The sequence below is a fragment of the Nocardia jiangxiensis NBRC 101359 genome (genome assembly GCF_000308615.1).
GTDB classification, from domain to species: Bacteria; Actinomycetota; Actinomycetes; order Mycobacteriales; family Mycobacteriaceae; genus Nocardia; species Nocardia jiangxiensis.
Genome location: NZ_BAGB01000062.1, coordinates 13,455 through 37,467, shown reverse-complemented (window position 1 = coordinate 37,467; position 24,013 = coordinate 13,455). Strand labels below are relative to the sequence as shown.

Here is a 24,013-nt window from a genome sequence, read left to right as displayed (position 1 = left end):
GTCGGCTCTAGACTGAGCGGCATGTACAACTGGAGTCTGCAGGATGCCATCGTGGCGTTCGTCCAGAGTCAGCAGCCACATTTCCAGGCGCAACACGACCTGTATCTGTCGGTGCTGTACTCCTTCGTCGATATGCAGAGTCACCTGCTGACGCTGCTCGGCTTCCCGCCCGTCCCGTGACGGCCCCGGCGATCGGCCGCGCGAATTCCCCGGTGGAGGATCAGCGGCCCGGGTTCGTGCTGGCCGGTGTGGCTCTCGTGGTGCTGCTGGTGTTCAACGGCCTGCTGACCTTCACGGTCGAGGTGCTGTATCTGCCGAGTTATATCGGTGCGACTCCGTTCCCGATCAGCGCGGCCTTCGCGGCGGTGATCAACCTGGTGCTGGTGCTCGGCATGGGGACCGTGGTCTCGCGTCCGGCCACGATGTCGCTGCCGGTCCTGGCGTGGCTGCTGGGCTTCGTGGTGTGCCTGACCACCGGGCCCGGCGGTGATGTGATCCTCACCGACAGCTGGACCACTCCGTTGTTCCTGGCCTGCGGCATCGTCCCGGCGGGTTGGTATCTGTTCTGGCGTGGTTTCGTTCTGCCCGCGCGTAATGCGGGGAAGGCCACCACTCGTTAGTGGTCCCGGTTCAGGTGCACGGTCAGTGTCGCGACGACCGCGTCGGTGCGGCTGCGCAGGGCCGCCGCCAGCACCGGGCCGCGCGGATTGTGCAGCAGACGCTGCCACCAGTGCCGGGTGTCGATCTGGGCGAGCAGGACCGTGACGCGCTTACCCTCGGCGGTCTGTTTGCGGACGTAGCCTACGAGTGTGGCCACGAGGCTGCGGTTGGGGCAGGGCAGCACGGTCAGCGGGACGCCCGGATCCCACTTCTCCCATTTCGCGCTGAGTTTCTTCGTCGCGCTCGGATCGATGGCCGCGGCGACGGCGACGGTCTGTCCGCCCATGCGCATCGCGGCCTCGAGCGCCTGTTCGGTGATCATGCTGACGGTCACCACCGGAACCACCACCAGCGTGGGGCCGGTGGGCAGCGGTGTGGGTGGGACCAGTCCCATGCCCAGTTGCTCGGCGACCGAGGCGTAATAGTGTTCGGTGCGTGCGAACAACACCACCAGCACGGGCACGATGATCAGCAGCAGCCACGCGCCCTCGGTGAATTTCTCGGCCAGCAACACGATTCCGGCGATCGCGGTGAGGGTCGCGCCGAAGCCGTTGAGGGCGGTGCGCCGGATCCAGCCGGGGCCGCGCTGATGTCGCCAATGCCGCACCAGGCCCGCCTGACTCAGCGTGAAGCCGATGAAGACGCCGATCGCGAAGACCGGCAGCAGTCGATGGGTGTCCGCGTGCACCACCACCAGGACGATCGCGGCGAGTAGGGCCAGGGCGGTGACGCCGTAGCGGAAAACCGGTCGCTCCGAACGCATTCCGAACATGTGCGGCACGCGGTGATCCTTGGCCAGGAGGGCCAGCAGTACCGGCAGGCCGCCGAAGCTGGTGTTCGCGGCCAGGACCAGTACCAGGGTCACCGCGAGATTGGTGACGTAGAACGCCCAGCCGGTGCCGAACGCACCCGCCGAGAGCTGAGCCAGGACGGTCACATCGCCGCGCGGGACGGTGTGGTACTTACCGATCAGCACTGCCAGCCCGAGCAACATCAGACCCAGCAGCACACCCAGCGCAATCTCGGTGTGCTGGGCGCGGCGCACCGCGGGTGTGCGGAACGACGGGACGGCGTTGGCGATCGCCTCCACACCGGTCAGCGAGGAGCATCCGGCGGCGAATGCCCGCAGCAGCAGGAGGATTCCGACTGCGGCGGTCGGTGAGATCGGTCCCTTGTCGGTGCCGATGACCTCGACCGGTCCGGATCGGCTCAGGCCGACCACGATGACGGCGACGATGGCCACTACGAACACGATCGTCGGCCCCATCAGAACTTTCGCCGATTCCGCGACCCCGACCAGGTTGATCGCCGTCAGCACAGCCAGGCCGATCAGCGTGATCAGCAGCAGATGATCCGCCAGCGCCGGGAACGCGCTGGCCAGGCTCGCGGCCCCGGCGGCCAGGCTGACCGCGACGGTGAGGACGTAGTCGACGACCAGACTGGCCGCGGCGAGCAGACTGGCGCCCCGGCCCAGATCCTGCTTCGCCACGGCGTATGCGCCGCCCCCGTCCGGATGTGCGGCGATGACCTGCCGATACGACAGGACCAGGACGGCCAGCAGGGCGGCGATCGCCAGCGATACCGGAAGTGTCCAGGTGACCGCGGCGGCCCCGGCGGTGACCAGGACCAGCACGATCGACTCGGGGCCGTAGGCGACGCTCGTCAGCGCGTCCAGTGACAGTGCCGCGAGGCCGCCCAGGGCGGTGAGCCGGAATTCGTCGCCGCGTTGATGTCGACGCAACCGGCGGTCCGCGATCGGCCGTTCGGAAGTACTCCTCTGCCGCGTCTGCGTCATACAACCATTGAACGCGAGGACGCTGTTCGGTGCCGCAGCGACACATCAGCAACGGGGGTGCCGGGCGGGTGGAGACGAACTCAGCGCTGGCCGAGTCGCCCGGGAGTCACCGCTTCGATCAGCGACCACGCCTGTTCCAGCGGAACGTCCACGACCCGGTATCGCTTCTTGCCCGCGGCTGTCGCGGCGACGAGGGTGGCCAGGCCGGCGCGGCGCTGGAAGAAGGTCTGCCGGACGGTCCAGCCGATGATGCCGGGCGCCTCGAGACAGTCGCGGTCGCGGTCCAGGGATCCGTTGCGGGTGATCAGCCAGGTCGGCCCGGCGGCGTCGCCGGGGATGACCGCATGTCCGAGCCCCCGGTAGCGATCCTGCGCCAACGCCAGCGCGATCACCGCGACGACGGCCAGCACGATCCACGCCCACAGCGGAATCCCCGGTCCCGCAACGTCGATCACGGCCATCATCACGACGATCAGTAGCAGTGGCGTCAACGCCCGGGTGAATCGGCGGCGTCTGGCGCGCTTGCCGTGCGGGATCAGCGCGACGTGCACAGGTGCGGCCGCATCGTTCGAAACGTGGTATCCCGTTGCGGTACCGGATATCCCGCCATCGACGGTGATCGGTTGCCGATGTTGCCGGCGGCTGGTGAGCAGTTGGGCGAGGGTGTGGTCCACGGCGGTGCGCGGGGCCTGGGGGAGGATTTTCTGCCGGGAGCTGGTGCCGGTCATGATGGCGTCGAGTTCCGCGCCGCCCGCGAGACGCAGCAGCAGTGGCTCTTTGAGGGTCGCGCCACGCAGGCGGGCCAGATCCAGGGTGGTCTGGCGGGTGGTGAACAGGCCGTGGCTGATGTGCAGTGTGCGGCCGTCGTCGATGACGCGCAGGCCGAAATACGTGGTCAGATACCGCAGGCAGTCGCCCAGCGTCACCACCACGATCAGTGCCGCCAGCACGATCACGACCGCCACCGTGAGGAATACCGCGCCTCGGGCGCCGATCTCCTTGACGGTGTCGGCATTGAACAGGACGTTGGCGATACCGAATTTGAAGGCCAGGCCGACGATCGGTGCGATGACCGCGAGCCCGCGCAGGGACAGCGGCGCATATCGGACCCAGGCCGGTTGCCAGTGGCCGATCTCGATTCCCTTGTGCGGCTGCGATTCCGGCTGAGAGATCTGCGGAACATCTTGCCCTGCAGGTGATTCCACATCGTGCAGTAGCAAAGCGCGAAGTTCGGGAACCTGCCGGGCATCCACGCCGTCCAGATGGAAGCGCTCCTGTTTGTCCGCCTGCTGTCCGGTGCCGATGGCCAGGACCACCAGCCCGAGCAGCCGGTGCATCAGATCCGCGTGCACGTCCACCGAGCGGATTCGCGAGCGCGGCACCGTCAACGTCTTGCGTTGCAGCAGTCCGCGTCGCAACTGCACGGTGTCCGGGCCGATCCGGTAGGTGGTGGTGAACCAGCGGGTGAGCGCGAGTCCGACGATCACCGCCAGCGCCGCCAGACTCCACATCGGATTGTCGCTGCGGCTGCCCGCGATCACGGTCACGATCAGCACCGGGATGAAGCGCACCACCTCGCGCACCGGATGCAGCAGCAGCATCCGGCCGTCCAGACGACGCCAGGGCGGCTCGGCGGACATCCCGGTCGGCGCGTCGTCGGGTGCGCCCGCGGTGATCCCCGGCTCGGTCATGTCGCATCCCCGCGGTGGGCCGCGGCCACCTCGGTCAGCCGCTCGACGGTCTGTTCAGCGGTCGCCAGATCCAGTGCCGGAATCCGCACCGCGCCCGCGGAGGAGGCTGTGGTGACGGTGACCGTCGCGAGTCCGAGCAGTCGTTCGAGCGGCCCGCGGTGCGTGTCGACGGTCTGTACACGACTGATCGGCGCGACGCGGCTCTCCTGGGTGAACCAGCCGGTGCGGGTGTACACCGCCTCCTCGGTGACCTCCCAGCGGTGCACCGCGTACCGCCACAGCGGCACCCCGGCCACATGCGCCGCGGCCACGAGCAGCGTGATCACCAAGGCCGTCGACTGCCAGGCACGGTTGGTGGAGTCCGAGAGGATCCACACCACCTCGGCGATAACGACGATCACCCATCCGATCGCCGCCGGTATCGCCCAGAGGGTTTTCGCGCGCGGGCTCGGCCGCCATGCCGGTTCCGCGAGAACGGTTCGCTCGACTGGAATTCTCTCCTGGCCCATCGCCCCTCCGTATGCCACACCGCCCATAGTGCATCAAATCGGGCGGCGGCGTGACTACTGTGGCGTCCAGTCGGAATAGGGTGCGCGGGCCTCGGGTTGTGGTACCCACAGGCACCGAAGGGAGAACGGTCGGATGGTTGGCGCATGATCGAGGGCGTGACGGATCTACCTGAACCAGGCGTCCCCGCTGCTGCACCCACGTCATCGGCGATGGGCCGGGCGTTGCAGCGCGCGCGGGACGGGGCGACGCTCGACCTCGACGAGGCCGTGGTGTTGTTACATGCCCGCGGCGCGGATCTGGCGGATCTGTGCGCGTCGGCGGCCCGGGTGCGCGATGCGGGACTCCGTGCGACGTACGGCGACCGCGAGTCGGGTCTGCCGATCACCTATTCGCGCAAGGTCTTCATCCCGTTGACCAACCTGTGCCGGGACGTGTGCCACTACTGCACGTTCGTCACCGTGCCGGGCAAGCTGCGCGCCGCGGGCAAGGGGATGTATCTGGAGCCGGACGAGGTGCTCGAGATCGCCCGTAACGGTGCCGAAATGGGTTGTAAGGAAGCGCTTTTCACGCTCGGCGATCGTCCCGAGGAGCGCTGGCCCGAGGCGCGGGCGTGGCTCGACGAACGCGGTTATGCCTCCACGCTGGACTACGTGCGCGCGATGGCGATCCTGGTGCTCGAGCAGACCGGCCTGCTCCCGCACCTGAATCCGGGCGTGATGAGCTCGGCGGAGCTCTCGCGGCTCAAGCCCGTCGCGCCCTCGATGGGCATGATGCTGGAGACCACCTCCGAGCGGCTGTTCACCGAACGCGGTCAGGCCCACTACGGCAGTCCGGACAAGGATCCGGCGGTCCGGCTGCAAGCGCTGACCGATGCGGGCCGGTTGTCGGTGCCGTTCACCACGGGCATCCTGGTCGGCATCGGCGAGACGCTCACCGAGCGCGCCGAATCGATCCTGGCGATCGGCCGGTTGCAGCGGACGTTCGGGCATGTGCAGGAGGTGATCGTGCAGAACTTCCTGGCCAAACAGGGCACCGCCATGCGCAACACCCCCGACGCCGGTCTCGAGGAGTTCCGTGCCGCCATCGCCGTGACCAGGCTGGTGCTCGGGCCACAGATGCGCATCCAGGCGCCGCCGAATCTGGTCTCGCTGGAAGAGTGCCGCGCGCTGGTCGACGCCGGTATCGATGATTGGGGCGGGGTCTCCCCGCTGACGCCCGACCACGTCAATCCCGAACGGCCCTGGCCGAATCTGGACACTCTCGCCGAACTCACCGCGCAGTGCGGCTATGTGCTCACCGAGCGGCTCACCGCCCATCCGCGATACGTGCTGGCCGGAGAGCCGTGGATCGATCCGCGCGTGGCGGGACATGTTGCGGCCCTTGCCGATCCGGAGACCGGCCTGGCGTTGTCGGTGAATCCGCAGGGCAGCCCGTGGCAGGGAGCGGACGGGTCCCGGGATTCCGTGGGAGGATCGTCGCGAGAACAGCACGCGGCGGCCGGAGCGTTCGCGACCGGCTCCCGGCTCTGACACAAGGCCGGAAACCGCCGCCGAACCGGCGGAGATCGCCGCCGGAATCGGCCGTCCGATGTGTGTTCGGACACCATCCTCGGCGAGTCGCAGGACACGATCCGCGCGGCGCCGGTAGCGGTCGAATGAGCCTCGCGCGGTGGCTACGATGTCCTCTGGCGCCGCGTGCGGTAGGTGGCCGAAGTTAGGCAAGGCTGACCAGTAGTAATGTGTAATGCCGGGATACTGTTGCGCGGGCGGAGTATCCCGCAGGCAAGGACAGACTAGGAGAGCGGCAGTGCCGTACATCATCGCTGAACCGTGCGTTGACGTGAAGGACAAGGCGTGCATCGAGGAATGCCCCGTGGATTGCATCTACGAGGGTGGTCGCATGCTGTACATCCATCCCGACGAGTGCGTGGACTGTGGTGCATGTGAGCCGGTGTGCCCGGTGGAAGCGATCTTCTACGAGGACGACACCCCGGATCAGTGGAGCGGGTACGTGAACGCCAATGTCGACTTCTTCGACGACCTGGGCTCCCCGGGCGGTGCGACGAAGGTCGGCAAGGTGGACTTCGACCCGCCGTTCATCGCGGCGCTACCGCCGATGGCGAGCGAGTAACGACGTTGTCGCAGCGTCGCTCCGTCAGCAGTCTGCTACCTGATTTCCCTTGGGACACCATCGCTTCCGCGAAAGCGCGAGCGGCGGAGCATCCCGGCGGCATCGTCGATCTGTCGGTGGGTACGCCGGTCGATCCGGTCGATCCCCTGATCCGTTCGGCGCTGGCCGCGGTCGCGGAGGTGCCCGGATATCCGGCCACCCACGGCACGCCCGAACTGCGTGCCGCGGCGGTGCAGGCGCTGGTCCGGCGGTTCGGCATCACGGGTGTGGCGGCCGACGCGGTGCTGCCCGCGATCGGCACGAAGGAACTGATCGCCGGGCTGCCGCGATTGCTGGGGCTGGGCGCGTCCGATCTGGTGGTCATTCCCGAGGTGGCGTATCCGACCTATGAGGTGGGTGCGCTGCTGGCGGGCACGCGGGTGCTGCGCGCCGACGGCGTGACCCGGCTCGGCCCCGAATCCCCGGCGTTGATCTACCTGAACTCGCCGTCCAATCCGACCGGCAAGGTTCTGGGCGTGGACCATCTGCGCAAGGTGGTGGACTTCGCCCGCCAACGCGGTGCGATCGTGGCTTCCGACGAGTGCTATCTGGGCCTGGCCTGGGACGAGTCCGCGGTCTCGATTCTGGATCCGCGCGTCTGCGACGGCGACCACACCGGTCTGCTGGCGATTCATTCGCTGTCCAAGACCTCGAATCTGGCCGGATATCGCGCCGGATTCGTCACCGGCGATCCGGCGCTGGTGCGCGAACTGCTCGAGGTGCGCAAACACGCCGGAATGATCATGCCGTTCCCGGTGCAGTCGGCCATGACCGCCGCGCTCAGCGATGACACGCACGAGGCGCAGCAGCGCGAACGGTATCGCGCACGTCGGGAGATCCTGCGAAAGGCGTTGCAGGAGGCGGGTTTCCGGATCGATCATTCGGCGGCGGGCCTGTACCTGTGGTCCACGCGCGAGGAGAACGGACGCGTCACGCTGGACTGGCTGGCCGAACGCGGCATCCTGGCCGCCCCGGGCGATTTCTACGGCCCCACCGGTGTGGACCATGTCCGCATCGCACTGACCGCGACCGACGAGCGGATCGCCGCGGCGGCCGAACGGCTTACTGCGGAGTGATCGGATCCCCTGTCACGCAGGGGAATCCGGGCCCGCGGGTTCGATGCGCGGATCCGCGTAGACCGTCGCCTCGGTATCGGATTCGCTCATCCGCTGCGCGGCCCCGTCGGTGACGCGCAACGTGTACAGCCCCTCGTCGGGATCCAGGCAGATCAGTCCGTAGCCGAGGTCGGCGTCGGCCTGGCTCAGGTGCAATTCCCGCAGAGCGTCGTCGAGGGTCGCGCCCTCGGGCAGCCGGACGGTCAGTAGCGGCATGAGTCCACGGTACTGGATTTCCGCCCGGGAAGAAGGGCCCGAGTTCATCGAACTCGGGCCCTGCTCCGAACGATTTCTTTCCGAATCAGGCGCGCGCGGCGTTCGTCTTCTGGAGTTCGGTCAGGATCGCCGACGCATCGAGCGTGCCGTAACCGTAGTCGTAGTCGAAACCGGACTTGTCGTGGTGGGTTGCGGTGCGCTGCAACAGGGCTCGCAGCTGGGCCGGGGGCAGGGCGGTGGCCGAATGGGTGGTGCGGATGGCCGCGACCAGACCTGCGGCGACCGGGCAGGCGGCGGAGGTGCCGGTGTCGGGATCGTTCGCGCCGAAGACCGTGGAGCCCAGGAAGTGGGTGTAGGCGCAGAAGTCGGGTTTGCGGTCGCTGAGGCGGCCGGGGCCCTGCGAGGAGTAGCCGACGCGCTGTCCCTTGGTGTCGACGCCGCCGATGCTCAGCACGTTCGGGCTGGAGTTGGCCCCGCCGATCGGGTGGTCGGCGAAACCGCACCGCTGGTCCGGGCAGTCCTTACCGCAGTTTCCGGCGGCGAACAGAATGTCCGCGCCCGCGGCGTCGAGCGATCGGACGATCACGTTGAACGGATGGTTGGGGTTGTCGGAGTAGTTCCCGGGCTGGCCGACCGGGAAGTCCCACTGCGGGGAGAACGAGCCCCAGCTGTTGCTGATCACCAGTGCGCGAGTGGCTTCGGGCTGATCGGACAGCACGGTGCGCAGATGGGCGTAGGCGGCCACGGCGTCGGAGAGCAGCCCGTCCATGGTGGAGCCGCCCTGGCGGGTGCTCTTCATGACCGGAATGTCGAGGTACGCGGCCTGCGGCGCGGCGATCAGCGCGTCGAAGGCGCACATGCTGCCGTGGTCCACCGGGAACTGGCCCGCGGTTCCGGTGACGCCCTGGGGATTCCAGCTGCGCTTGGTGTCGATGGTGAACGTCCCGCCGCGCGCCTGGTTGACCCGGTCTGCGTTGATTCCGGTGTCCACGATGGCCAGAGCGACGCCGTTGCCGGTCAGCCCGGCGGCGGTGAGATCGCCGGAGTGCAGCAGGGTTTCGACATCGTGCCAGGTGCCCACGGCCGGATCGCCGCCGCAGGTGAGCACGGACTCGATGACGGGATCGGCGAAAACCCCTGCGACGGTGGACGAACCGTGCAGGGCCGACAGGACGCTCTGGTCGTCGTCGGGAATCTCCCCGCGCACCACGACCGAACCGTCGGCCGGATGGGCGGAGAAGGTTTCCGCACCGCCGGCGGCGCCCGGCGTGAATCCGGGGATGTGGATCGGATCGTAGGTGTTCTCGAGGGCGAAACCGGGCAGATCCCCGACCACATCGGTCGCCGCGACCTGTGTGCCGGGATCGGCAACGGCGGCAAGAAGTTCGGTGGCGGGGTGAAGCTGGATCACAACGCGCATGGCACCATCCTGCCGCCTGGGCCGGAAGTTCGCTCGGTGGATGCGGAGATTGGTCCGTCCGGTACGGAAATGCCTGTGCCGCACGAGGAACGTGCGGCACAGTATCCGGGCGACTGCTCGGCAGTTCAGACCAGGGGACGGCCGAATCGGCGCTGTAGTCGCATGTAGGACAGGCAGGTGTTGAGCGGCGCGGCGCGGATGACCGTGGGCATCCGGGTCCACACCACCGAGATCGAACGCAGCAGCAGGGTGAAGCGACGTTCGTCCCTGGCGGTCCAGCTCATGCCCATCTGATCGCGAAGGTGTTGCGGCAGCAGGGCTGTCACGCCGAAGCGGTGTACGCGGGCGAACAGCAGCCGGGGAACGGGGGAGAGCCACTTCAGGTCGATCATCTCGTTGAAGTAGTCCCGCACCGTGTCGTCGATGATGCGCTTGGCGATGTTCTCCTCCCAATACTGTTGGAAGGCAACACGATCGGCGGGCCACATCTCCGGACGCATCTGCAGGGTGGTGCCCAGCCGCGCGCTGTAGCGGTAGAACTCGTCGGCCAGTGCGGGTTCCATCGGGCCGCGCATGCGGGTGTACAGGTCGTCCACGCCCCAGTACAGGCAGGCGGCCACCCACAGCTGCAGATTCGGGTCGAAGGCGTTGTACTTGACCGCGGCGCCCGGCTCGGAGTGCACGGCGCGGTGCGAGCCGTTGACGGCCTCGCGGTACGCTGCGCAATCCTCCTCGGTGCCCATCCAGGCGACCGCGAGGTAGGTCAGCGTGGTGCGCAGCCGCTTGACCGGGTGCAGCGACGCCTTGCCGCTGTCCACGGTGCTCTCCACGACGCCGTAGCCGACCGGCGGGTGGCTCAGCTGCATGACGACGTTGGCGGCTCCGCCGATGAACGCGGCGATGCCATCGATGTGTTCACGGACCGTTTCCGGGGTAAGTGTCACCGGCGGGGTCGGCTCGGGCTCGGCCCTTTGCCGGGCAGCGGCGGTCATCGTTGACTCGACTCCTCGATCTCTCTTCGCGCCACCCGGCGGAAGAAGTGTGAGAAACTTTCCTTCTCACCTTCTCACCGAGATCTGGACCTGTCAAACGCTACGGTCGTAGAGTTGCATGTGAGCGATGACTTTCTTGTCATCGTCTCTTGGCGCAGAGAGAGGATACGGTCGTGACCAAGCTGGCCAAACTGCTGCCGCTCGTGCGTGACGCGGCTCCCGAGGATCGCAACCAGACGACGGTACTCGACGCCGCGCTGCTGGCCTTCCTCGATTTCGGGATCAAGCGCACCAGCATGGTGGAGGTCGCGCGGCGCGGCGGACTCTCGCTGGCCACCCTGTATCGGCGGTTCGCCGGGAAATCCGATCTGATCCAGGCGGTCGGCCTGCGGCAGGCGCGCGAGTTCATCGTCCAGGTGGATACGGTCGTGCAGCGGCAGATCGACTCCGAGGCCGATGCCGAGGAGCAGATCGTCGAGCTGTTCGTGGCCTTCCTGGACGGACTGCGCAGCAATCGGCTCCTGGATCGGCTGCTGACCACCGAACCGGAGATGGTGCTGCCCTATCTGACCGTGCGCGGGGCGCCGGTCATCGAACTCGGCCGCGACTACCTGGCCGAATTCATCGAACGGCTGCAGCGGGAAGGCAAACTGGCGCAGTACGATCCGCTGCCCCTGGCGGAGATGATCGCGCGCACCGCGCTGTCCATGGCGTTGACTCCGCAGACGGTCATCCCGCTGGACGACGACGCCGCCGTCCGCCGCTTCGCCCGCGATCACGTGGTGCCCGGCTTCCGGATCCCCTGAGTCGCATCGTTTTCCTCGCCGTACCGGCGGAAGGGCGAAAGGGCGGGGCGGCGGCTTGATAGGTTGAACCGGTGTCGTATGGGTCGTTACCGCTGCTGAAGTCGTTGAATCCGGCCGCCGTCGCCGCGGGTGCGGATATTCCCGATGCTGTCACGATCGACGGGCATACGCTCTCGCGCAGCGATCTGATCGGTGCGGCGACCTCGGTGGCCGAACGGGTCGCGCAGGCCGAGCGGGTCGCGGTACTGGCGCGGCCGAGCGCCACGACGGTGCTGGCCATCCTGGGCAGTCTGATCGCCGGGGTCACGGTGGTACCGGTGCCGCCGGATTCCGGACCGGCCGAGATCGCGCACATCCTGACCGATTCCGGGGCGCAGGCATGGCTCGGTGAGGCGCCCGAGGGTGCCGAACTTCCGGTGATCCCGGTGCGCACGCACGCGCGTTCCTGGCACACCTATCCCGAACCCGGGCCGGGCACAACGGCTTTCATCCTCTACACCTCCGGCACCACCGGTGCGCCCAAAGGCGTGGTGCTGAGCCGGGGTGCGATCGCCGCCGGACTGGACGCGCTCGCGCAGGCGTGGGCGTGGACCTCGAACGACGTTCTGGTGCACGGACTTCCCCTGTTCCACGTGCACGGCCTCATCCTGGGCGTGCTGGGTCCGCTGCGGGTGGGCAGTCCGCTGGTGCACACCGGCAAGCCGACCCCCGCCGCCTATGCCGCGGCGAAGGGCACGATGTACTTCGGGGTGCCGACGGTGTGGTCGCGGGTTGTCGAAGATCCTTCCGCCGCACGGGAACTGGCGAAGGCGCGATTGCTGATATCCGGTAGCGCGCCGCTGCCGGTACCGGTGTTCGAGCGGCTGCGCGAGCTCACCGGTCAGGCTCCCGTGGAGCGCTACGGGATGAGCGAGACCATGATCACCCTGTCCACCCGCGTGGACTCCGAACGGCGTCCCGGCTGGGTCGGCACCCCGGTCGAGGGTGTGCAGACCAGGCTGCGCGACGAATCCGGCGAACCGGTCCCGCACGACGGCGAGAGTATCGGCGGACTACAGGTGCGCGGGCCGATGCTGTTCGGCGGCTATCTGAACCGGCCCGAGGCCACGGCCGAATGCTGGACCGAGGACGGCTGGTTCCGCACCGGCGACGTCGCGGCGATCGACGCGGACGGCTTCCACCGCATCGTCGGGCGCGAATCGGTGGACCTGATCAAATCCGGCGGCTTCCGCATCGGCGCGGGCGAGATCGAGACCGCCCTGCTCGGACATGCCGCGGTTGCCGAGGCCGCCGTGGTGGGCGTCGCGGACGACGATCTGGGCCAGCGCATCGTCGCCTTCGTGGTGCCTCGCGAGGGCGCCCCCGGAGAACTCGAGCGTGCGCTGATCGACCATGTGGCGCAACAGCTTTCGGTGCACAAGCGGCCCCGCGAGGTGCGTCTGGTGGAATCGCTGCCGCGCAACGCCATGGGCAAGGTGCAGAAGAAGCTGCTCGGTTGAGCCTCGAGCCCTGCTGGTCGTCGAGACGATGAGGAAATGCCTTGGCATCCAAGGCATTTCCCCGAACGACCTCAGTTCGCGTGCAGTGCTGCGTTGAGTTCGATACCGGTGCCCTTGCGGGCGACGACCTCCACCGCGCCGGTCAGCGAATTGCGCCGGAACAGCAGGTTCGAGCGGCCGGTGAGGTCGGCGGCCTTGACGGTGCCGCCGTCGGGCAGTGCGACCTTGGTGCCCGCGGTGAGGTAGAGCCCCGCCTCGACGATGCAGTCGTCACCGAGGGAGATGCCCAGACCGGCGTTCGCGCCGAGCAGGCAGCGCTCGCCGATCGAGATGACCTGCTTGCCGCCGCCGGACAGCGTGCCCATGATCGAGGCACCGCCGCCGACGTCCGAGCCGTCGCCGACCACCACACCGGCGGAGATGCGACCCTCCACCATGGACGCGCCCAGCGTCCCGGCGTTGAAGTTCACGAAACCCTCGTGCATGACCGTGCTGCCCTCGGCCAGATGCGCACCCAGGCGCACCCGGTCCGCATCGCCGATCCGCACGCCCGAGGGCAACACGTAGTCGACCATCCGGGGGAACTTGTCCAGGCTGTACACGGTGACCGGGCCGCGGGCGCGCAACCGGGCGCGCACCAGCTCGAACTCCTCCACCGCGCACGGACCGTGGTTGGTCCACACGACGTTGGCCAGCAGGCCGAACTGGCCCTCCAGGCTCAGCCCGTGCGGGCGCACCAGACGATGCGAGAGCAGGTGCAGCCGCAGGTAGACGTCGTGGGCGTCGGCCGGGGCGGCGGACAGGTCGGCGATGGTGGTGCGCACCGCGACCACCTCGACCCGGCGGGCCTCGTCGACGCCGACGAGATCGGCGAACCGCGCGTATTCGGGATCGGCAGGGTCCAGCTTCTCGGTGCCACCGGTACCGAACTCACCCAGTTCGGGGTACGGGTACCAGGTGTCCAGCACCGTCCCGTTCACGGTGACGGTCGCCAGGCCGACTGCGGATGCTCCCTGAATGCTCACGGTCCCGAGTGTATGGGCAGGCCGGGTGGTGCGGGGCCGGTGGGTGCGCCGCGGGCCGGGAGCGCGAGTTCGCGAACAATTAGGCTGGTACGGGTGACCATCGATCTGCGCGCCGACCCCATCACCCTCACCGCCGCCCTCGTGGACATCCCGAGCGTCTCCAAGGACGAGGCGGCGATCGTCGACACGGTGACGTGGGCGTTGCGCGAGCAGACCAGCGGTTTCGAGGTGCTGCGCTGCGGCAACACCGTGCTGGCCCGCACCGATCGGGGCCGGGACACCCGCGTCATCCTGGCCGGGCATCTGGACACCGTGCCGATCGCGGGCAACGTCCCGAGCCGGTTCGAGACCCTCGACGGTCAGGAGACGCTCTACGGGTGCGGCACCGTCGACATGAAATCCGGTGACGCGGTATTCCTGCACCTGGCCGCCACGGTCGCCGATCCGGTGTGCGATCTGACCCTGATCTTCTACGACTGCGAGGAGATCTCCGCGGAGTTCAACGGCCTCGGCCGCATCGAACGCGAACTGCCCGAATGGCTGGACGGCGATCTGGCCATCCTGGGCGAGCCGTCCGGCGGCTGGATCGAGGCGGGATGCCAGGGCACACTGCGGGTCCGGCTCACCGTCCGCGGCACCCGCGCGCACACCGCGCGAGCCTGGAAGGGCGACAACGCGATTCACGCCCTCGCCCCGATCCTGCAGCGGCTGAGCGAATATCGCCCGCGCGAGGTGGACATCGACGGCTGCGTCTATCGCGAGGGTCTGTCCGCGGTGCGGATCGGCGGCGGTGTGGCCGGCAACGTGGTGCCGGACGAGGCGGCGATCGAGGTGAATTTCCGGTTCGCCCCGGACCGTTCGCTCGAGCAGGCGACCGAGCATGTGCGCCAGGTGTTCTCGGGCCTGGATCTGACCTTGGAACGCACCGACGGCGCATCCGGCGCGCTACCCGGCCTGACCGCCCCCGCCGCGAAGAACCTTGTCGAGCAGGTGCATTCGCACGGTGGCGGTGGCGTCCGCGCCAAATACGGCTGGACCGACGTCTCCCGCTTCGCCGCCCGCGGCATCCCGGCGGTCAACTTCGGCCCCGGCGATCCCGATCTCGCGCACACCGTCGACGAACACGTCCCGACCGCCCAGATCACCACGGTCACGGACATCCTGCGCGGATATCTCACGCACGCCTGACCCAGCAACCGAACTGCTAGCGTTTGTTTCATGTCCAGCGAATCCGAGCCCGTTGCGCCCCGATCGACTCGTTCGGCGCCGAAGTACCGGGGACCGATCATGTTGCGGGGGGATCGTAAGCAGGGGACCGGTACCACCGATCAGCATCTGCTCGACGGGCGCGGGCCGACCGATTGGGTGCACACCGATCCGTGGCGGGTGCTGCGGATTCAGAGTGAATTCGTGGAGGGGTTCGGCGCCCTGGCCGAAATCCCCCGGGCCGTCACGGTTTTCGGGTCCGCGCGCACGCCGGTGGATCATCCGGAGTACCAGGCCGCGCAGGCGATCGGCGGTGCGCTCTCGCGGGCCGGATTCGCGGTGATCACCGGTGGCGGTCCGGGCGTGATGGAGGCGGCCAACCGGGGTGCGCACGAGGCGGGCGGCTATTCGATCGGCCTGGGCATCGAACTGCCGATGGAACAGGGGCTGAACGAGTGGGTGGATCTGGGTATCAACTTCCGCTACTTCTTCGCCCGCAAGACGATGTTCGTCAAGTATTCACAGGCGTTCATCTGCCTGCCGGGCGGGTTCGGCACGCTGGACGAGTTGTTCGAGGCGCTGACTCTGGTGCAGACGCACAAGATCACCCGCTTCCCGATCATCCTGTTCGGCACCCGGTACTGGTCGGGCCTGGTCGACTGGCTGCACGATTCGCTGCTGGGGTCGGGCAAGATCTCGCCCGGGGATCTGAGCCTGGTGGAGGTCACCGACGACGTGGAAAGAGTTGTCGACATCGTGGTTCGCGCTGCCGAGAGCCGCGGTGAGGATTCGATAGGGACGGAGGATCTGTGGTGAGTGAGCGGCCGTTCGCGGTGTGCGTCTACTGTTCGGCCAGTGCCGGGGATGCGGCGCATCTGCGGCTGGCCGGCCAGGTCGGCACCGAGATCGCCCGGCGGGGTTGGCAATTGGTTTCCGGCGGCGGAAACGTATCGATGATGGGCGCGGTCGCGACCGCGGCGCGCGCCGGTGGTGCGCGCACGATCGGCGTCATTCCGAAACAGCTCGTGCACCACGAGGTCGCCGATGTCGACGCCGACGAGCTGATCGTCACCGACACCATGCGCGGGCGCAAACAGGTGATGGAGGATCGCGCCGACGCCTTCCTCACCCTGCCCGGCGGCATCGGCACGCTGGAGGAGTTCTTCGAGACCTGGACCGGCGGATATCTCGGCATGCACGACAAGCCGGTGGTGGTGCTCGATCCGCTGGGGCACTATCAGGGTCTGTTCGCCTGGATCGAGCAGTTGCTCGAGAGCGGTTTCGTCACCCGAGCCTCGCTCGACCGGATCCGGGTCACGCCGGATCTTCCGCAGGCGTTCGACACCCTGGCACCCCTGTCGACCTGAACCCGAAACCCGTTGGAGGACACCGTGACCGCGGACGTCTCGACGAACGTCACCCTGCTCGATCTGGTGCGCACACTGCCCGCCATGGCCGCGGACGCACCCGGCATGCTGCGCGGCGCCACCGGGATGCTGGTGCGTTCCGGCGACCGGGCCTCGATCGGGTCGTACTTCCAGCGCGCCGCCGAACGCGTGCCGGATCGGCCGTTCCTGCGCTTCGAGGAACGCGAATACACCTACGGCGCAGCGAATCTCGAGGTGAACCGCTATGCGGCGGTGCTGGCCGAGTGCGGTGTCTCGCGCGGTGATGTGGTCGGGGTGCTGATGACCAATCGGCCCGAGACGTTGTTCGTGGTACTGGCGACGGTGAAGCTGGGTGCGACGGTCGGGCTGCTCAATCATCATCAGCGCGACCGGGTTCTGGCGCACAGCGTCGGACTGCTCGGCAGTGTGGTGAACGTGATCGGTGCGGAGTGCCGGGAGGCGCTGGACTCGCTGTCCGAGCCGCCCGCGAATCTGCTGTTCGCCGAGGAACTCGCCGACCGCGCGAGCACCGCGCCGACCGCGAATCCGGCCGCGTGCCAGGATGTTCGGGCCAGCGAGCGAGCCTTCCTGATCTTCACCTCCGGCACCACCGGCCTGCCCAAGGCCAGCGTGATGACGCATCTGCGGTGGATCAAGGGGATGGCCGGACTCGGCGGTCTGGGTATTCGCCTGCGCGGCAAGGACACCCTGTACTGCTGCCTGCCGCTCTATCACAACAACGCGCTGACCGTCGCCCTGGGCGCGGTGCTCGGATCGCGGGCGACCTTCGCGCTGGGGCGCAAGTTCTCCGCGTCCGGTTTCTGGGACGAGGTGATCGCGAACCGCGCCACGGCGTTCATCTACATCGGCGAGCTGTGCCGCTATCTGCTCAATCAGCCCGAAAAGACCCAGGAGCGAACGCATTCGGTGCGACTGGCGGTCGGCAACGGGTTGCGCCCGGAGTTGTGGGACGAGTTCCGGCGACGTTTCGGCATCGGCCGGATCGTTGAGTTCTATGCCGCCAGCGAGGGAAATATCGGCTTCATCAACGCATTCGGCGTGGACCGCACCGCCGGATTCGGGCCGCTGCCGTACGCGATCGTCGAGGTGGACGACGCCACCGGCAAGGCGCGACGCTTCGAGAACGGCCGGGCCCGGCGCGTGCGGTCCGGCGGCACCGGCCTGCTGCTGGCCAAGGTGACCGGACGCTCGCCCTTCGACGGTTACACCGACCAGGCCGCGACCGAGGCGAAGTTGGTGCGCAACGCATTTCGCGACGGCGACTGCTGGTTCGACACCGGTGACCTCGTGCGCGACCAGCATTGGCATCACATCGCCTTCGTCGACCGTCTCGGCGATACCTTCCGCTGGAAGGGGGAGAACGTCGCGACCACCGAGGTCGAGGGCGCCTTCGACGGCGTGGAGTGGATCACCCAGGCGGTGGTCTACGGCGTCGACGTCCCCGGAGCCGACGGCAAGGCCGGAATGGCCGCGGTGACCCTGCGCCCCGGCGCGCAGTTCGACGGCACATCCCTGGCCGCCCACCTCTACGATCGTCTGCCGGGTTACGCAGTACCCCTGTTCATCCGGGTGGTCGACGAACTCGAGACCACCAGCACCTTCAAGAGCCGCAAGGTGGACCTGCGCAAACAGGGCTTCGGCGCCGACGAAACCACCGCCCGCTACGTCCTCACCGGCCGCGCGGACGGCTATGTCCCGTTCTACGAGACCTTCCCGGACGAGGTCGCCGCGGGTGTCAAGCCCGGATCGTGATCACGCGGCACTTGGCCAGTGACCAAGAGGCAAGGCAGGAACAAGCATCTCCGACCGCCTGGCACAACCACCCCACCCCGAACCCTCATTTCATGACGGCGAGGTTGTGCCAGAGGTTCTGCAGACTGTCGGTGCCGCCGAAGAGGGTGGTGAAGTTGGTGGAATCGATGAGCACGATATCCCCGGCGCGCGTGCCGTCGGGCGGCATCCAGATCAGTGCGTTGAATTCGGTGTTGCCGGCCGCCGTGAAAGGGTGCGGCCGAGCCGGATCGACGCGTTGCCGGCCGAGTACGCGCAGGGATTCGCTCTCCCGAGAGGTGAGTTCGTAGTGCGGCAGGTGGGGGTGGAAATTGAAGGTGGTGACCTGGTCGAGCAGGTGCGGGCCGTCCAGGTCGGGAAAACGAGTGAGCGGGGCGATCTGGGTGGTGCCGTCGACGACCGCGGGCCGCAGTCCCCACGTGTTGTGCACCGGCACTTCGAGTGCGGTCATCAGTGAGCGGGTGTATCGGCCGAATCGCTGTTGCCGGGGTACCAGCGGATCGCCGTGATGCTGGTATTCGGTCTGCCGCTGGGTGAAGTCGTCGGTGAAGCCGACGTCGTGATGCGGCGCGAGCAGCAGGCAGGTGCCTTCGCGGCGTAGCCAGTCCCGGATGGCCTCGATCTCCTCGGGCGCGGCTTCCTGATGGGACAGCAGATGGTCGAGCCCGAACACCATCAGCGTGTCGGTGTCGGCGAGGATGCGCTCGTCGATCGGCAGCCGGTATCCGGCCTGGTCGATCCGTTGGAACACCGCGACCTGGTGACCGGTCGCCTCGCCGGCGAGGCGCTGGAATGCCAGCGTGGAGCGATGGAACAGCTCGAGCGTGCCGGCGATGCCCTGCAGGAAGTGCTCCGGAGCGTACTCGGGGGTCTCGTAGGCAGGCCATGCGACGTTCCGGACCTCGGTGATGGTGGAGAAGCGGTTGTAGATCTCGGCGGGATCGCGTTGGGCTTCCCAGGGATAACTCCAGGTCCAGTAGATGCTGATCCGCCGCCGCCCGTTCCGCGCGCGGGGGATGTGGTCCTGGTTGTAGGTGCGTGCCGAGGGTGCAGTGTTCACGGCCTCGAACCGCCTTTCACTCGTCGAGTGTGGCCAGGTAGTGCAGTGCCCTGATGCCGGGGAGGAAGAAATATGCCCCGCCTTCGAGGGTGGTGAAGGCGGGCAGGCCCTTGTGCACGGTGCGGATGGGGCGTCGGGGGACGGTGAAGTCCAGGGTGCCGTCCTGCGCGCCACAGATGGGATCGTGTTCGTTGCCGAGTTCGTGGAAGGTCTCGTCGTTGATCCAGACGTTCTGGGCGAACTCGAATTGCCGGATCAGGCTGGCGCAGATGATGAATGCGGCGATGCCGCGGTCGACGCCGTCGTCGGGCGCACCCGCCGGGAGTGCGGGGCCGTAGGTGGCGCCGCGGCGAATCATTCTGCGCCGGTTCATGTTCACGGCCGTATCGCGCGGGTTGAGGCGTCGTGCGTGCGAGCCCAGTGGCGTCGCGTAACCGTGCGGGTCCATCTGCCCGTAGTCGAAATCGTTGTTGCGCATGGGATCCGCGCCCAACTCCGGATCGTCGGCATCCGGGGACAGCGCCAGCGGCGCACCGCTGCGCCAGCGCCCCATCAGCTTCGCGGCGAGCAGTTCCTGCCCGTCGGGGTCGCCGGCGCTCTCGCGCAGGAAATCCCGGAACGCGCCCACATGCTCCCGCAGCCGCCGGTAGGCCATATAACTTCCGTTGCGGGACAACACTTCCGGCTGCGGTAGCCCGTGGGGCGCTCCCGCCTCGTCGGGATAGCCGAGGATGAATTCACCGGCATTCAGCGGCGCTCCCGAACCCGGCGTGGGGACTTCGCCGGACCCCTCGATGACGGGCTGGGACAACCGGTCCCGGAACCCGAAGTGGTCGTGGGCGTAGTCGAACGGCGGTGAGGCGTTGAGATCCAGATACGACAACACCCGTACCCCGCGGCAGCGGGCGACGTGTTCGCGATGTGCGTCGGTGGCGCGCCGGTGTTCGGCGTCGGTGCGCGCGAACAGGATTGCGATGGCGTGCAGATCCTCGCCCGCCAGTTCGCCCAGCCAGTTGTCGGGGTGATTGGCACCGGTGTCGCCGAGGATGTCGGCGCGCGCGGCCATCCCTTCGCGGAACTCGTCGGGGAAGCTGTCCAGCGCGGCCCGGGGCACGCCGAGCGCGCGCAGGCCCTGCCAGGTGAAGGCCAGGGTGATCCAGCGCTCGGAGCTGTCCATCGTGGCGCGTGCGTCCGCGGCCGATTGGATCCGGTCCAGCAGACCCGTCAACCAGGCCCGGCCACCGGCGGGATCGTCGAAGGACAGGAACTCGTAGCGACCGGTCATCGCCGGGGTGCGGGTCAGCAGGATGTGCTGGATGTCGTCGAGTTCCAGTGCCGCGGTGGGGCTCATTGCATCTGGTCGAGCATGTCGGAGAACGCCGACTTCAACCGCAGTGCCTTCTTGATCTCGTCGGCGGTGACATAGGGGTATTCGCCGTATTCGAGAAAGCTCGGGCACTGGTGCGCCCGGACGAACTCGACGAACGAATCGGGGTTCTCCTTCCAATCCTCCGGGAACCCTTCGAGATTCGTGAATACGGTCGTGATGCCGGTCTGGCTGAACAGCGTCACGGCATCTTCGGTGTACTTGTCGAAATCGGTGTCGAAGATCCCCTGGTATTGGAAATGCAGGCCGGATCCGACATCGAAGAGCACCCAGCGCAGGTAGTGCAGACGTAGCGGCGCAAGCACATTCGGACTGTTCGCGACCGCCTCTTCGATCTGCTTGCCGTACGCCCGAATCGCTTCTTCCCGTCCGGGTTTCACCTTCGCGATGATCGAGAATCCGTAACATGCGGGCGTCCGCGGGTAGAGCGGACCGTACCGGCCCCGCTGCAACTCGAAGTAGCCCTCCTTCGGAATGGCTACCGCCGCTGGTTCGGCCCAGTCGGTATCAGAATCGGACATATCGACGCCCTCCTCGACCGCATAAGTAAGCCGTGCATTTGCCATAGTATGCTTCTGCCTCGTCGACGGGATGCCGTAATGCCCACATCGCCGCACATCACCTCCTCGCCGCCGCATCGGCTCTCGACTCCGCGCGCTGCCGCCGTGGCCGGAGTGGTCTTCGCGGTGCTTCTGGCCACCACGCTGATCCTGGTTCGTATCAGGATGCCCGGCAACGCCGCGGATTTGGCTCGCTGGCTGCAGAGTCAGCACGGGACGATCACGACGGCGACGGTGCTGATGCCGTTCGCGGGCATCGGTTTCCTGTGGTTCATCGGCGTCGTTCGTGACGGGTTCGGGCGGAGTGAGGACCGATTCTTCCTCTCGATATTCCTCGGCAGCGGGCTGCTGTTCCTGGCCATGATGTTCGTTGCCACCGTTGTTGCCGCAGGATTGCTGTCGACTGGAAACGGCGCCGCGGACCCGGCCGCACATGCGGAGGTCCTCGCCTTCGGCAGGGCGATCGTCATCTCGGCGAGCCAGACCTACGCGCTGCGCATGGCCGCGGTGTTCATGACTTCACTGGGGACGATCTGGCTGAAGACGGGACTGATGCCGCGTTGGCTGGCCGCCCTCACGTATCTGCTGGCCGTGGCTCTGCTGATCGCCGGGGATACGAGCCGATGGACGACGCTGGCGTTCCCCGCATGGGTGTTCGTCGTCAGCATTCTGATCCTGGTCCGCTCCGGCCACAGCGACGAACTCGAACCGCACACGCCGTAGGACCCGCAGGACCGAGTCGGCGTGCCGACTGTCCACGGTTCGCTCCCGAGCACGGGCATGTGGAACCGGGGACCCGATCAGCTCGGAGAGCGGGGGATGCTGGTCCAGTACAGTCTGAGTATGAGTTCCACGCCGCCGTTGCCTACTTTGTGCGGGAAAACGGTGGCGGAGGATCGGGCGCTGGTGATGGCGATCGTGAATCGCACGCCGGATTCGTTCTACGACCGGGGGGCCACCTTCTCCGATGACGCGGCGTTGTCGGCGGTGGATCGGGCGGTCGCGGAGGGCGCCGATCTGGTCGATATCGGCGGGGTGAAGGCCGGGCCGGGGGATGTGGTGGATGCGGCCGAGGAGACGCGGCGGGTGGTGCCGTTCGTCGCGGCGATCCGGGAGCGGTATCCCGAGCTGTTGATCAGTGTGGACACCTGGCGGGGCGAGGTGGCGCGGGCCGCGGTGGCCGAGGGGGCCGATCTGATCAACGACACGTGGGCGGGGGCGGATCCCGATCTGGCCGGTGTGGCCGCCGAGCTGGGCGCGGGGATCGTGTGCAGTCATACCGGGGGCGCGCGGCCGCGTACGCGGCCGCATCGGGTGCGTTATACCGACGTGGTGGCGCAGGTCACCGAGACGGTGGTGCGGGCCGCGGAGAACGCCGCGGCCGCGGGTGTGGCGAAGGATTCGATCCTCATCGACCCGACCCACGATTTCGGCAAGAACACCTACCACGGGCTCGAACTGTTGCGTGCCGTGGACATTCTTGTAAATACCGGATGGCCGGTCTTGATGGCGCTGAGCAATAAGGATTTCATCGGGGAGACTCTGGGTGTCGGCCTGTCCGAGCGATTGGAGGGCACATTGGCAGCAACGGCATGGGCAGCCGCGGCCGGCGCTCGCGTCTTCCGAGTCCACGAGGTCGCCGCGACCCGGCGAGTGGTGGACATGATCGCGGCCATCCAGGGCATCCGTCCTCCCGCACGAACTCTGCGAGGTCTGGTATGACGACCAACCCCGACCGTATTCCCGACAACACCTGGGCCACCAGCAACACCTGGGACCGCCCGGACTGGACCGTCGACGAACTCGTCGCCGCCAAAGCGGGCCGCACCGTCTCCGTGGTGCTGCCCGCACTGAACGAGGAGAACACCGTCGCCGACGTGGTGGCGAGCATCCTGCCGCTGCTGGGCACCCTGGTGGACGAATTGGTGGTGCTGGATTCCGGTTCCACCGACGCCACCGCCGAACGCGCGCGCGCCGCCGGAGCACGCGTGGTCAGCCGCGAACAGGCTGTGCCGGAACTGGATCCGGTCCCCGGCAAGGGGGAGGTGCTGTGGCGTTCGCTGGCGGTCACCTCCGGTGATCTGATCGCGTTCGTCGACTCCGATCTGATCGACCCGGATCCGTCCTTCGTGCCCCGGCTGCTCGGCCCGCTGCTGACCGTGCCGGATATGCATCTGGTGAAGGCGTACTACCGTCGTCCGCTGCGGCAGGGCCAGACGGTCGACCACAACGGCGGCGGCCGGGTCACCGAACTGGTGGCCCGCCCTCTGCTGGCGGCGCTGCGCCCGGACCTGTCCACGGTGCTGCAACCGCTCGGCGGCGAATACGCCGGTACCCGGGAGCTGCTCACCGCGGTGCCCTTCGCGCCCGGCTACGGCGTCGAGATCGGCCTGCTGCTGGACACCTACGATCTGCTCGGCATGTCCGCCATCGGCCAGGTCAACCTGGGCGTGCGCACCCACCGCAACCGCCCGCTGTCCGACCTGGGCGTGATGAGCCGCCAGATCATGGGAACCATGCTGGGCCGCACCGGAATTCGTGATTCGGGCGCCGCCTTGACCCAGTTTCCGCTGGTAGGCGACGAATTCACGGCGTTGACCACCGACGTCTCGCTGGAGGATCGTCCCCCGATGAATACGCTGCGTCCGGCGATCGTCGCTGCCTGAGGAGTCGCTCCCGGGCCTGTTCACCGCTCGCAGGCC

23 protein-coding genes and 1 pseudogene are annotated in these 24,013 nt (G+C 67.7%); 14 read left to right on the top strand and 10 right to left on the bottom strand.

Annotated elements, in window-relative coordinates:
- Positions 1 to 21 precede the first annotated feature (21 nt).
- Both ON40_RS53300 and ON40_RS27320 read left to right on the top strand, forming a co-directional pair.
- The gene (locus ON40_RS53300; protein WP_169541910.1) at positions 22 to 180 is read left to right on the top strand and encodes a hypothetical protein; all 159 of its coding nucleotides are present in this window, start codon (positions 22 to 24) and stop codon (positions 178 to 180) included.
- On the top strand, positions 177 to 620 hold the full coding sequence (locus tag ON40_RS27320; protein WP_051193609.1) for a hypothetical protein: 444 nt from the start codon (positions 177 to 179) through the stop codon (positions 618 to 620). Before ON40_RS53300 ends, ON40_RS27320 begins: the two co-directional genes overlap by 4 nt.
- Here ON40_RS27320 and ON40_RS27315 read toward each other — a convergent pair.
- The 3 genes from ON40_RS27315 to ON40_RS27305 all read right to left on the bottom strand — a co-directional run bounded on the left by ON40_RS27315 (position 617) and on the right by ON40_RS27305 (position 4,655).
- The gene (locus ON40_RS27315) at positions 617 to 2,455 is read right to left on the bottom strand and encodes an APC family permease (RefSeq protein ID WP_040827609.1); all 1,839 of its coding nucleotides are present in this window, start codon (positions 2,453 to 2,455) and stop codon (positions 617 to 619) included. The two genes, ON40_RS27320 and ON40_RS27315, sit on opposite strands and share 4 nt — an antisense overlap.
- A gap of 80 nt (positions 2,456 to 2,535) precedes the next feature.
- Entirely contained in the window at positions 2,536 to 4,146 is a 1,611-nt protein-coding gene (locus ON40_RS27310; RefSeq protein ID WP_040827608.1) for a PH domain-containing protein, read from the bottom strand.
- The gene (locus ON40_RS27305; protein ID WP_083895967.1) at positions 4,143 to 4,655 is read right to left on the bottom strand and encodes a PH domain-containing protein; all 513 of its coding nucleotides are present in this window, start codon (positions 4,653 to 4,655) and stop codon (positions 4,143 to 4,145) included. Before ON40_RS27305 ends, ON40_RS27310 begins: the two co-directional genes overlap by 4 nt.
- Before the next feature lie 144 nt (positions 4,656 to 4,799).
- Between ON40_RS27305 and cofG the strand changes: the two are divergent.
- The 3 genes and pseudogenes from cofG to dapC all read left to right on the top strand — a co-directional run.
- Positions 4,800 to 6,125, top strand: a pseudogene (cofG, locus tag ON40_RS27300) (7,8-didemethyl-8-hydroxy-5-deazariboflavin synthase CofG); the annotation flags it as partial.
- A gap of 337 nt (positions 6,126 to 6,462) precedes the next feature.
- The gene (gene fdxA, locus ON40_RS27295) at positions 6,463 to 6,786 is read left to right on the top strand and encodes a ferredoxin (RefSeq protein WP_040827607.1); all 324 of its coding nucleotides are present in this window, start codon (positions 6,463 to 6,465) and stop codon (positions 6,784 to 6,786) included.
- A 5-nt stretch (positions 6,787 to 6,791) separates the two neighbouring features.
- Positions 6,792 to 7,901 carry a succinyldiaminopimelate transaminase gene (gene dapC, locus ON40_RS27290; RefSeq protein ID WP_040827606.1) on the top strand — a complete coding sequence of 370 codons (1,110 nt, stop codon included), beginning with the start codon at positions 6,792 to 6,794 and terminating at the stop codon, positions 7,899 to 7,901.
- Positions 7,902 to 7,913: 12 nt separating this feature from the next.
- Here dapC and ON40_RS27285 read toward each other — a convergent pair whose 3' ends face one another.
- From ON40_RS27285 to ON40_RS27275, 3 genes are all read right to left on the bottom strand, one after another.
- Positions 7,914 to 8,156, bottom strand: a complete 243-nt coding sequence (locus tag ON40_RS27285; protein ID WP_040827808.1) for a hypothetical protein — start codon at positions 8,154 to 8,156, stop codon at positions 7,914 to 7,916.
- A gap of 85 nt (positions 8,157 to 8,241) precedes the next feature.
- A complete protein-coding gene (locus tag ON40_RS27280) occupies positions 8,242 to 9,576 on the bottom strand; it encodes a S8 family serine peptidase (protein ID WP_040827605.1) in 1,335 nt (444 codons plus the stop codon).
- Between the two features lie 125 nt (positions 9,577 to 9,701).
- A complete protein-coding gene (locus ON40_RS27275) occupies positions 9,702 to 10,568 on the bottom strand; it encodes an oxygenase MpaB family protein (protein WP_040827604.1) in 867 nt (288 codons plus the stop codon).
- 173 nt (positions 10,569 to 10,741) lie between these two features.
- Between ON40_RS27275 and ON40_RS27270 the strand changes: the two genes are divergently transcribed.
- Both ON40_RS27270 and ON40_RS27265 read left to right on the top strand, forming a co-directional pair.
- Positions 10,742 to 11,374 (top strand): TetR/AcrR family transcriptional regulator, encoded by a 633-nt coding sequence (locus ON40_RS27270; RefSeq protein WP_040827603.1) that lies wholly within the window; start codon positions 10,742 to 10,744, stop codon positions 11,372 to 11,374.
- Between the two features lie 71 nt (positions 11,375 to 11,445).
- Positions 11,446 to 12,873, top strand: coding sequence for an acyl-CoA synthetase (locus tag ON40_RS27265; RefSeq protein ID WP_040827602.1), 1,428 nt, complete (start codon positions 11,446 to 11,448; stop codon positions 12,871 to 12,873).
- Positions 12,874 to 12,944: 71 nt separating this feature from the next.
- Here ON40_RS27265 and dapD read toward each other — a convergent pair whose 3' ends face one another.
- Positions 12,945 to 13,898 carry a 2,3,4,5-tetrahydropyridine-2,6-dicarboxylate N-succinyltransferase gene (gene dapD, locus ON40_RS27260; RefSeq protein WP_040827601.1) on the bottom strand — a complete coding sequence of 318 codons (954 nt, stop codon included), beginning with the start codon at positions 13,896 to 13,898 and terminating at the stop codon, positions 12,945 to 12,947.
- A gap of 93 nt (positions 13,899 to 13,991) precedes the next feature.
- Between dapD and dapE the strand changes: the two genes are divergently transcribed.
- From dapE to ON40_RS27240, 4 genes are read left to right on the top strand one after another with little or no spacing between them, the layout of a single operon-like run.
- Complete coding sequence (gene dapE / locus ON40_RS27255) at positions 13,992 to 15,086, top strand: succinyl-diaminopimelate desuccinylase (protein WP_040827600.1); 1,095 nt, start codon at positions 13,992 to 13,994, stop codon at positions 15,084 to 15,086.
- Positions 15,087 to 15,116: 30 nt separating this feature from the next.
- The gene (locus tag ON40_RS27250; protein WP_040827599.1) at positions 15,117 to 15,920 is read left to right on the top strand and encodes an LOG family protein; all 804 of its coding nucleotides are present in this window, start codon (positions 15,117 to 15,119) and stop codon (positions 15,918 to 15,920) included.
- Positions 15,917 to 16,471 carry an LOG family protein gene (locus ON40_RS27245; RefSeq protein WP_373281982.1) on the top strand — a complete coding sequence of 185 codons (555 nt, stop codon included), beginning with the start codon at positions 15,917 to 15,919 and terminating at the stop codon, positions 16,469 to 16,471. Before ON40_RS27250 ends, ON40_RS27245 begins: the two co-directional genes overlap by 4 nt.
- Positions 16,472 to 16,495: 24 nt before the next feature.
- Positions 16,496 to 18,265, top strand: a complete 1,770-nt coding sequence (locus ON40_RS27240) for a long-chain-acyl-CoA synthetase (protein ID WP_040827806.1) — start codon at positions 16,496 to 16,498, stop codon at positions 18,263 to 18,265.
- A gap of 85 nt (positions 18,266 to 18,350) precedes the next feature.
- Here ON40_RS27240 and ON40_RS27235 read toward each other — a convergent pair whose 3' ends face one another.
- The 3 genes from ON40_RS27235 to ON40_RS27225 are packed head-to-tail and all read right to left on the bottom strand — an operon-like array spanning position 18,351 to position 21,272.
- Positions 18,351 to 19,364 carry a hypothetical protein gene (locus ON40_RS27235; protein ID WP_040827597.1) on the bottom strand — a complete coding sequence of 338 codons (1,014 nt, stop codon included), beginning with the start codon at positions 19,362 to 19,364 and terminating at the stop codon, positions 18,351 to 18,353.
- Positions 19,365 to 19,380: 16 nt separating this feature from the next.
- Entirely contained in the window at positions 19,381 to 20,715 is a 1,335-nt protein-coding gene (locus tag ON40_RS27230; protein ID WP_040827596.1) for a Dyp-type peroxidase, read from the bottom strand.
- Positions 20,712 to 21,272, bottom strand: a complete 561-nt coding sequence (locus tag ON40_RS27225; protein WP_040827595.1) for a hypothetical protein — start codon at positions 21,270 to 21,272, stop codon at positions 20,712 to 20,714. Before ON40_RS27225 ends, ON40_RS27230 begins: the two co-directional genes overlap by 4 nt.
- Positions 21,273 to 21,350: 78 nt before the next feature.
- Here ON40_RS27225 and ON40_RS27220 point away from each other — a divergent pair, with 78 nt between their 5' ends.
- The 3 genes from ON40_RS27220 to ON40_RS27210 all read left to right on the top strand — a co-directional run bounded on the left by ON40_RS27220 (position 21,351) and on the right by ON40_RS27210 (position 23,977).
- The gene (locus tag ON40_RS27220) at positions 21,351 to 22,034 is read left to right on the top strand and encodes a hypothetical protein (protein WP_051193608.1); all 684 of its coding nucleotides are present in this window, start codon (positions 21,351 to 21,353) and stop codon (positions 22,032 to 22,034) included.
- A gap of 120 nt (positions 22,035 to 22,154) precedes the next feature.
- Positions 22,155 to 23,033, top strand: coding sequence for a dihydropteroate synthase (gene folP / locus ON40_RS27215; protein WP_040827802.1), 879 nt, complete (start codon positions 22,155 to 22,157; stop codon positions 23,031 to 23,033).
- The gene (locus tag ON40_RS27210; RefSeq protein WP_040827594.1) at positions 23,030 to 23,977 is read left to right on the top strand and encodes a glucosyl-3-phosphoglycerate synthase; all 948 of its coding nucleotides are present in this window, start codon (positions 23,030 to 23,032) and stop codon (positions 23,975 to 23,977) included. The genes folP and ON40_RS27210 overlap by 4 nt, the downstream gene beginning before the upstream one ends.
- The last annotated feature ends 36 nt before the right edge of the window (positions 23,978 to 24,013 follow it).

Coding starts and splice junctions, on each gene's coding strand:
- ON40_RS53300 (WP_169541910.1), top strand. CDS start 22: ATGTACAACTGGAGTCTGCAGGATGCCATCGTGGCGTTCGTCCAGAGT.
- ON40_RS27315 (WP_040827609.1), bottom strand. CDS start 2,455: ATGACGCAGACGCGGCAGAGGAGTACTTCCGAACGGCCGATCGCGGAC.
- ON40_RS27310 (WP_040827608.1), bottom strand. CDS start 4,146: ATGACCGAGCCGGGGATCACCGCGGGCGCACCCGACGACGCGCCGACC.
- ON40_RS27305 (WP_083895967.1), bottom strand. CDS start 4,655: ATGGGCCAGGAGAGAATTCCAGTCGAGCGAACCGTTCTCGCGGAACCG.
- ON40_RS27285 (WP_040827808.1), bottom strand. CDS start 8,156: ATGCCGCTACTGACCGTCCGGCTGCCCGAGGGCGCGACCCTCGACGAC.
- ON40_RS27280 (WP_040827605.1), bottom strand. CDS start 9,576: ATGCGCGTTGTGATCCAGCTTCACCCCGCCACCGAACTTCTTGCCGCC.
- ON40_RS27275 (WP_040827604.1), bottom strand. CDS start 10,568: ATGACCGCCGCTGCCCGGCAAAGGGCCGAGCCCGAGCCGACCCCGCCG.
- ON40_RS27250 (WP_040827599.1), top strand. CDS start 15,117: ATGTCCAGCGAATCCGAGCCCGTTGCGCCCCGATCGACTCGTTCGGCG.
- ON40_RS27230 (WP_040827596.1), bottom strand. CDS start 20,715: ATGAGCCCCACCGCGGCACTGGAACTCGACGACATCCAGCACATCCTG.
- ON40_RS27225 (WP_040827595.1), bottom strand. CDS start 21,272: ATGTCCGATTCTGATACCGACTGGGCCGAACCAGCGGCGGTAGCCATT.
- ON40_RS27220 (WP_051193608.1), top strand. CDS start 21,351: ATGCCCACATCGCCGCACATCACCTCCTCGCCGCCGCATCGGCTCTCG.
- folP (WP_040827802.1), top strand. CDS start 22,155: ATGAGTTCCACGCCGCCGTTGCCTACTTTGTGCGGGAAAACGGTGGCG.
- ON40_RS27210 (WP_040827594.1), top strand. CDS start 23,030: ATGACGACCAACCCCGACCGTATTCCCGACAACACCTGGGCCACCAGC.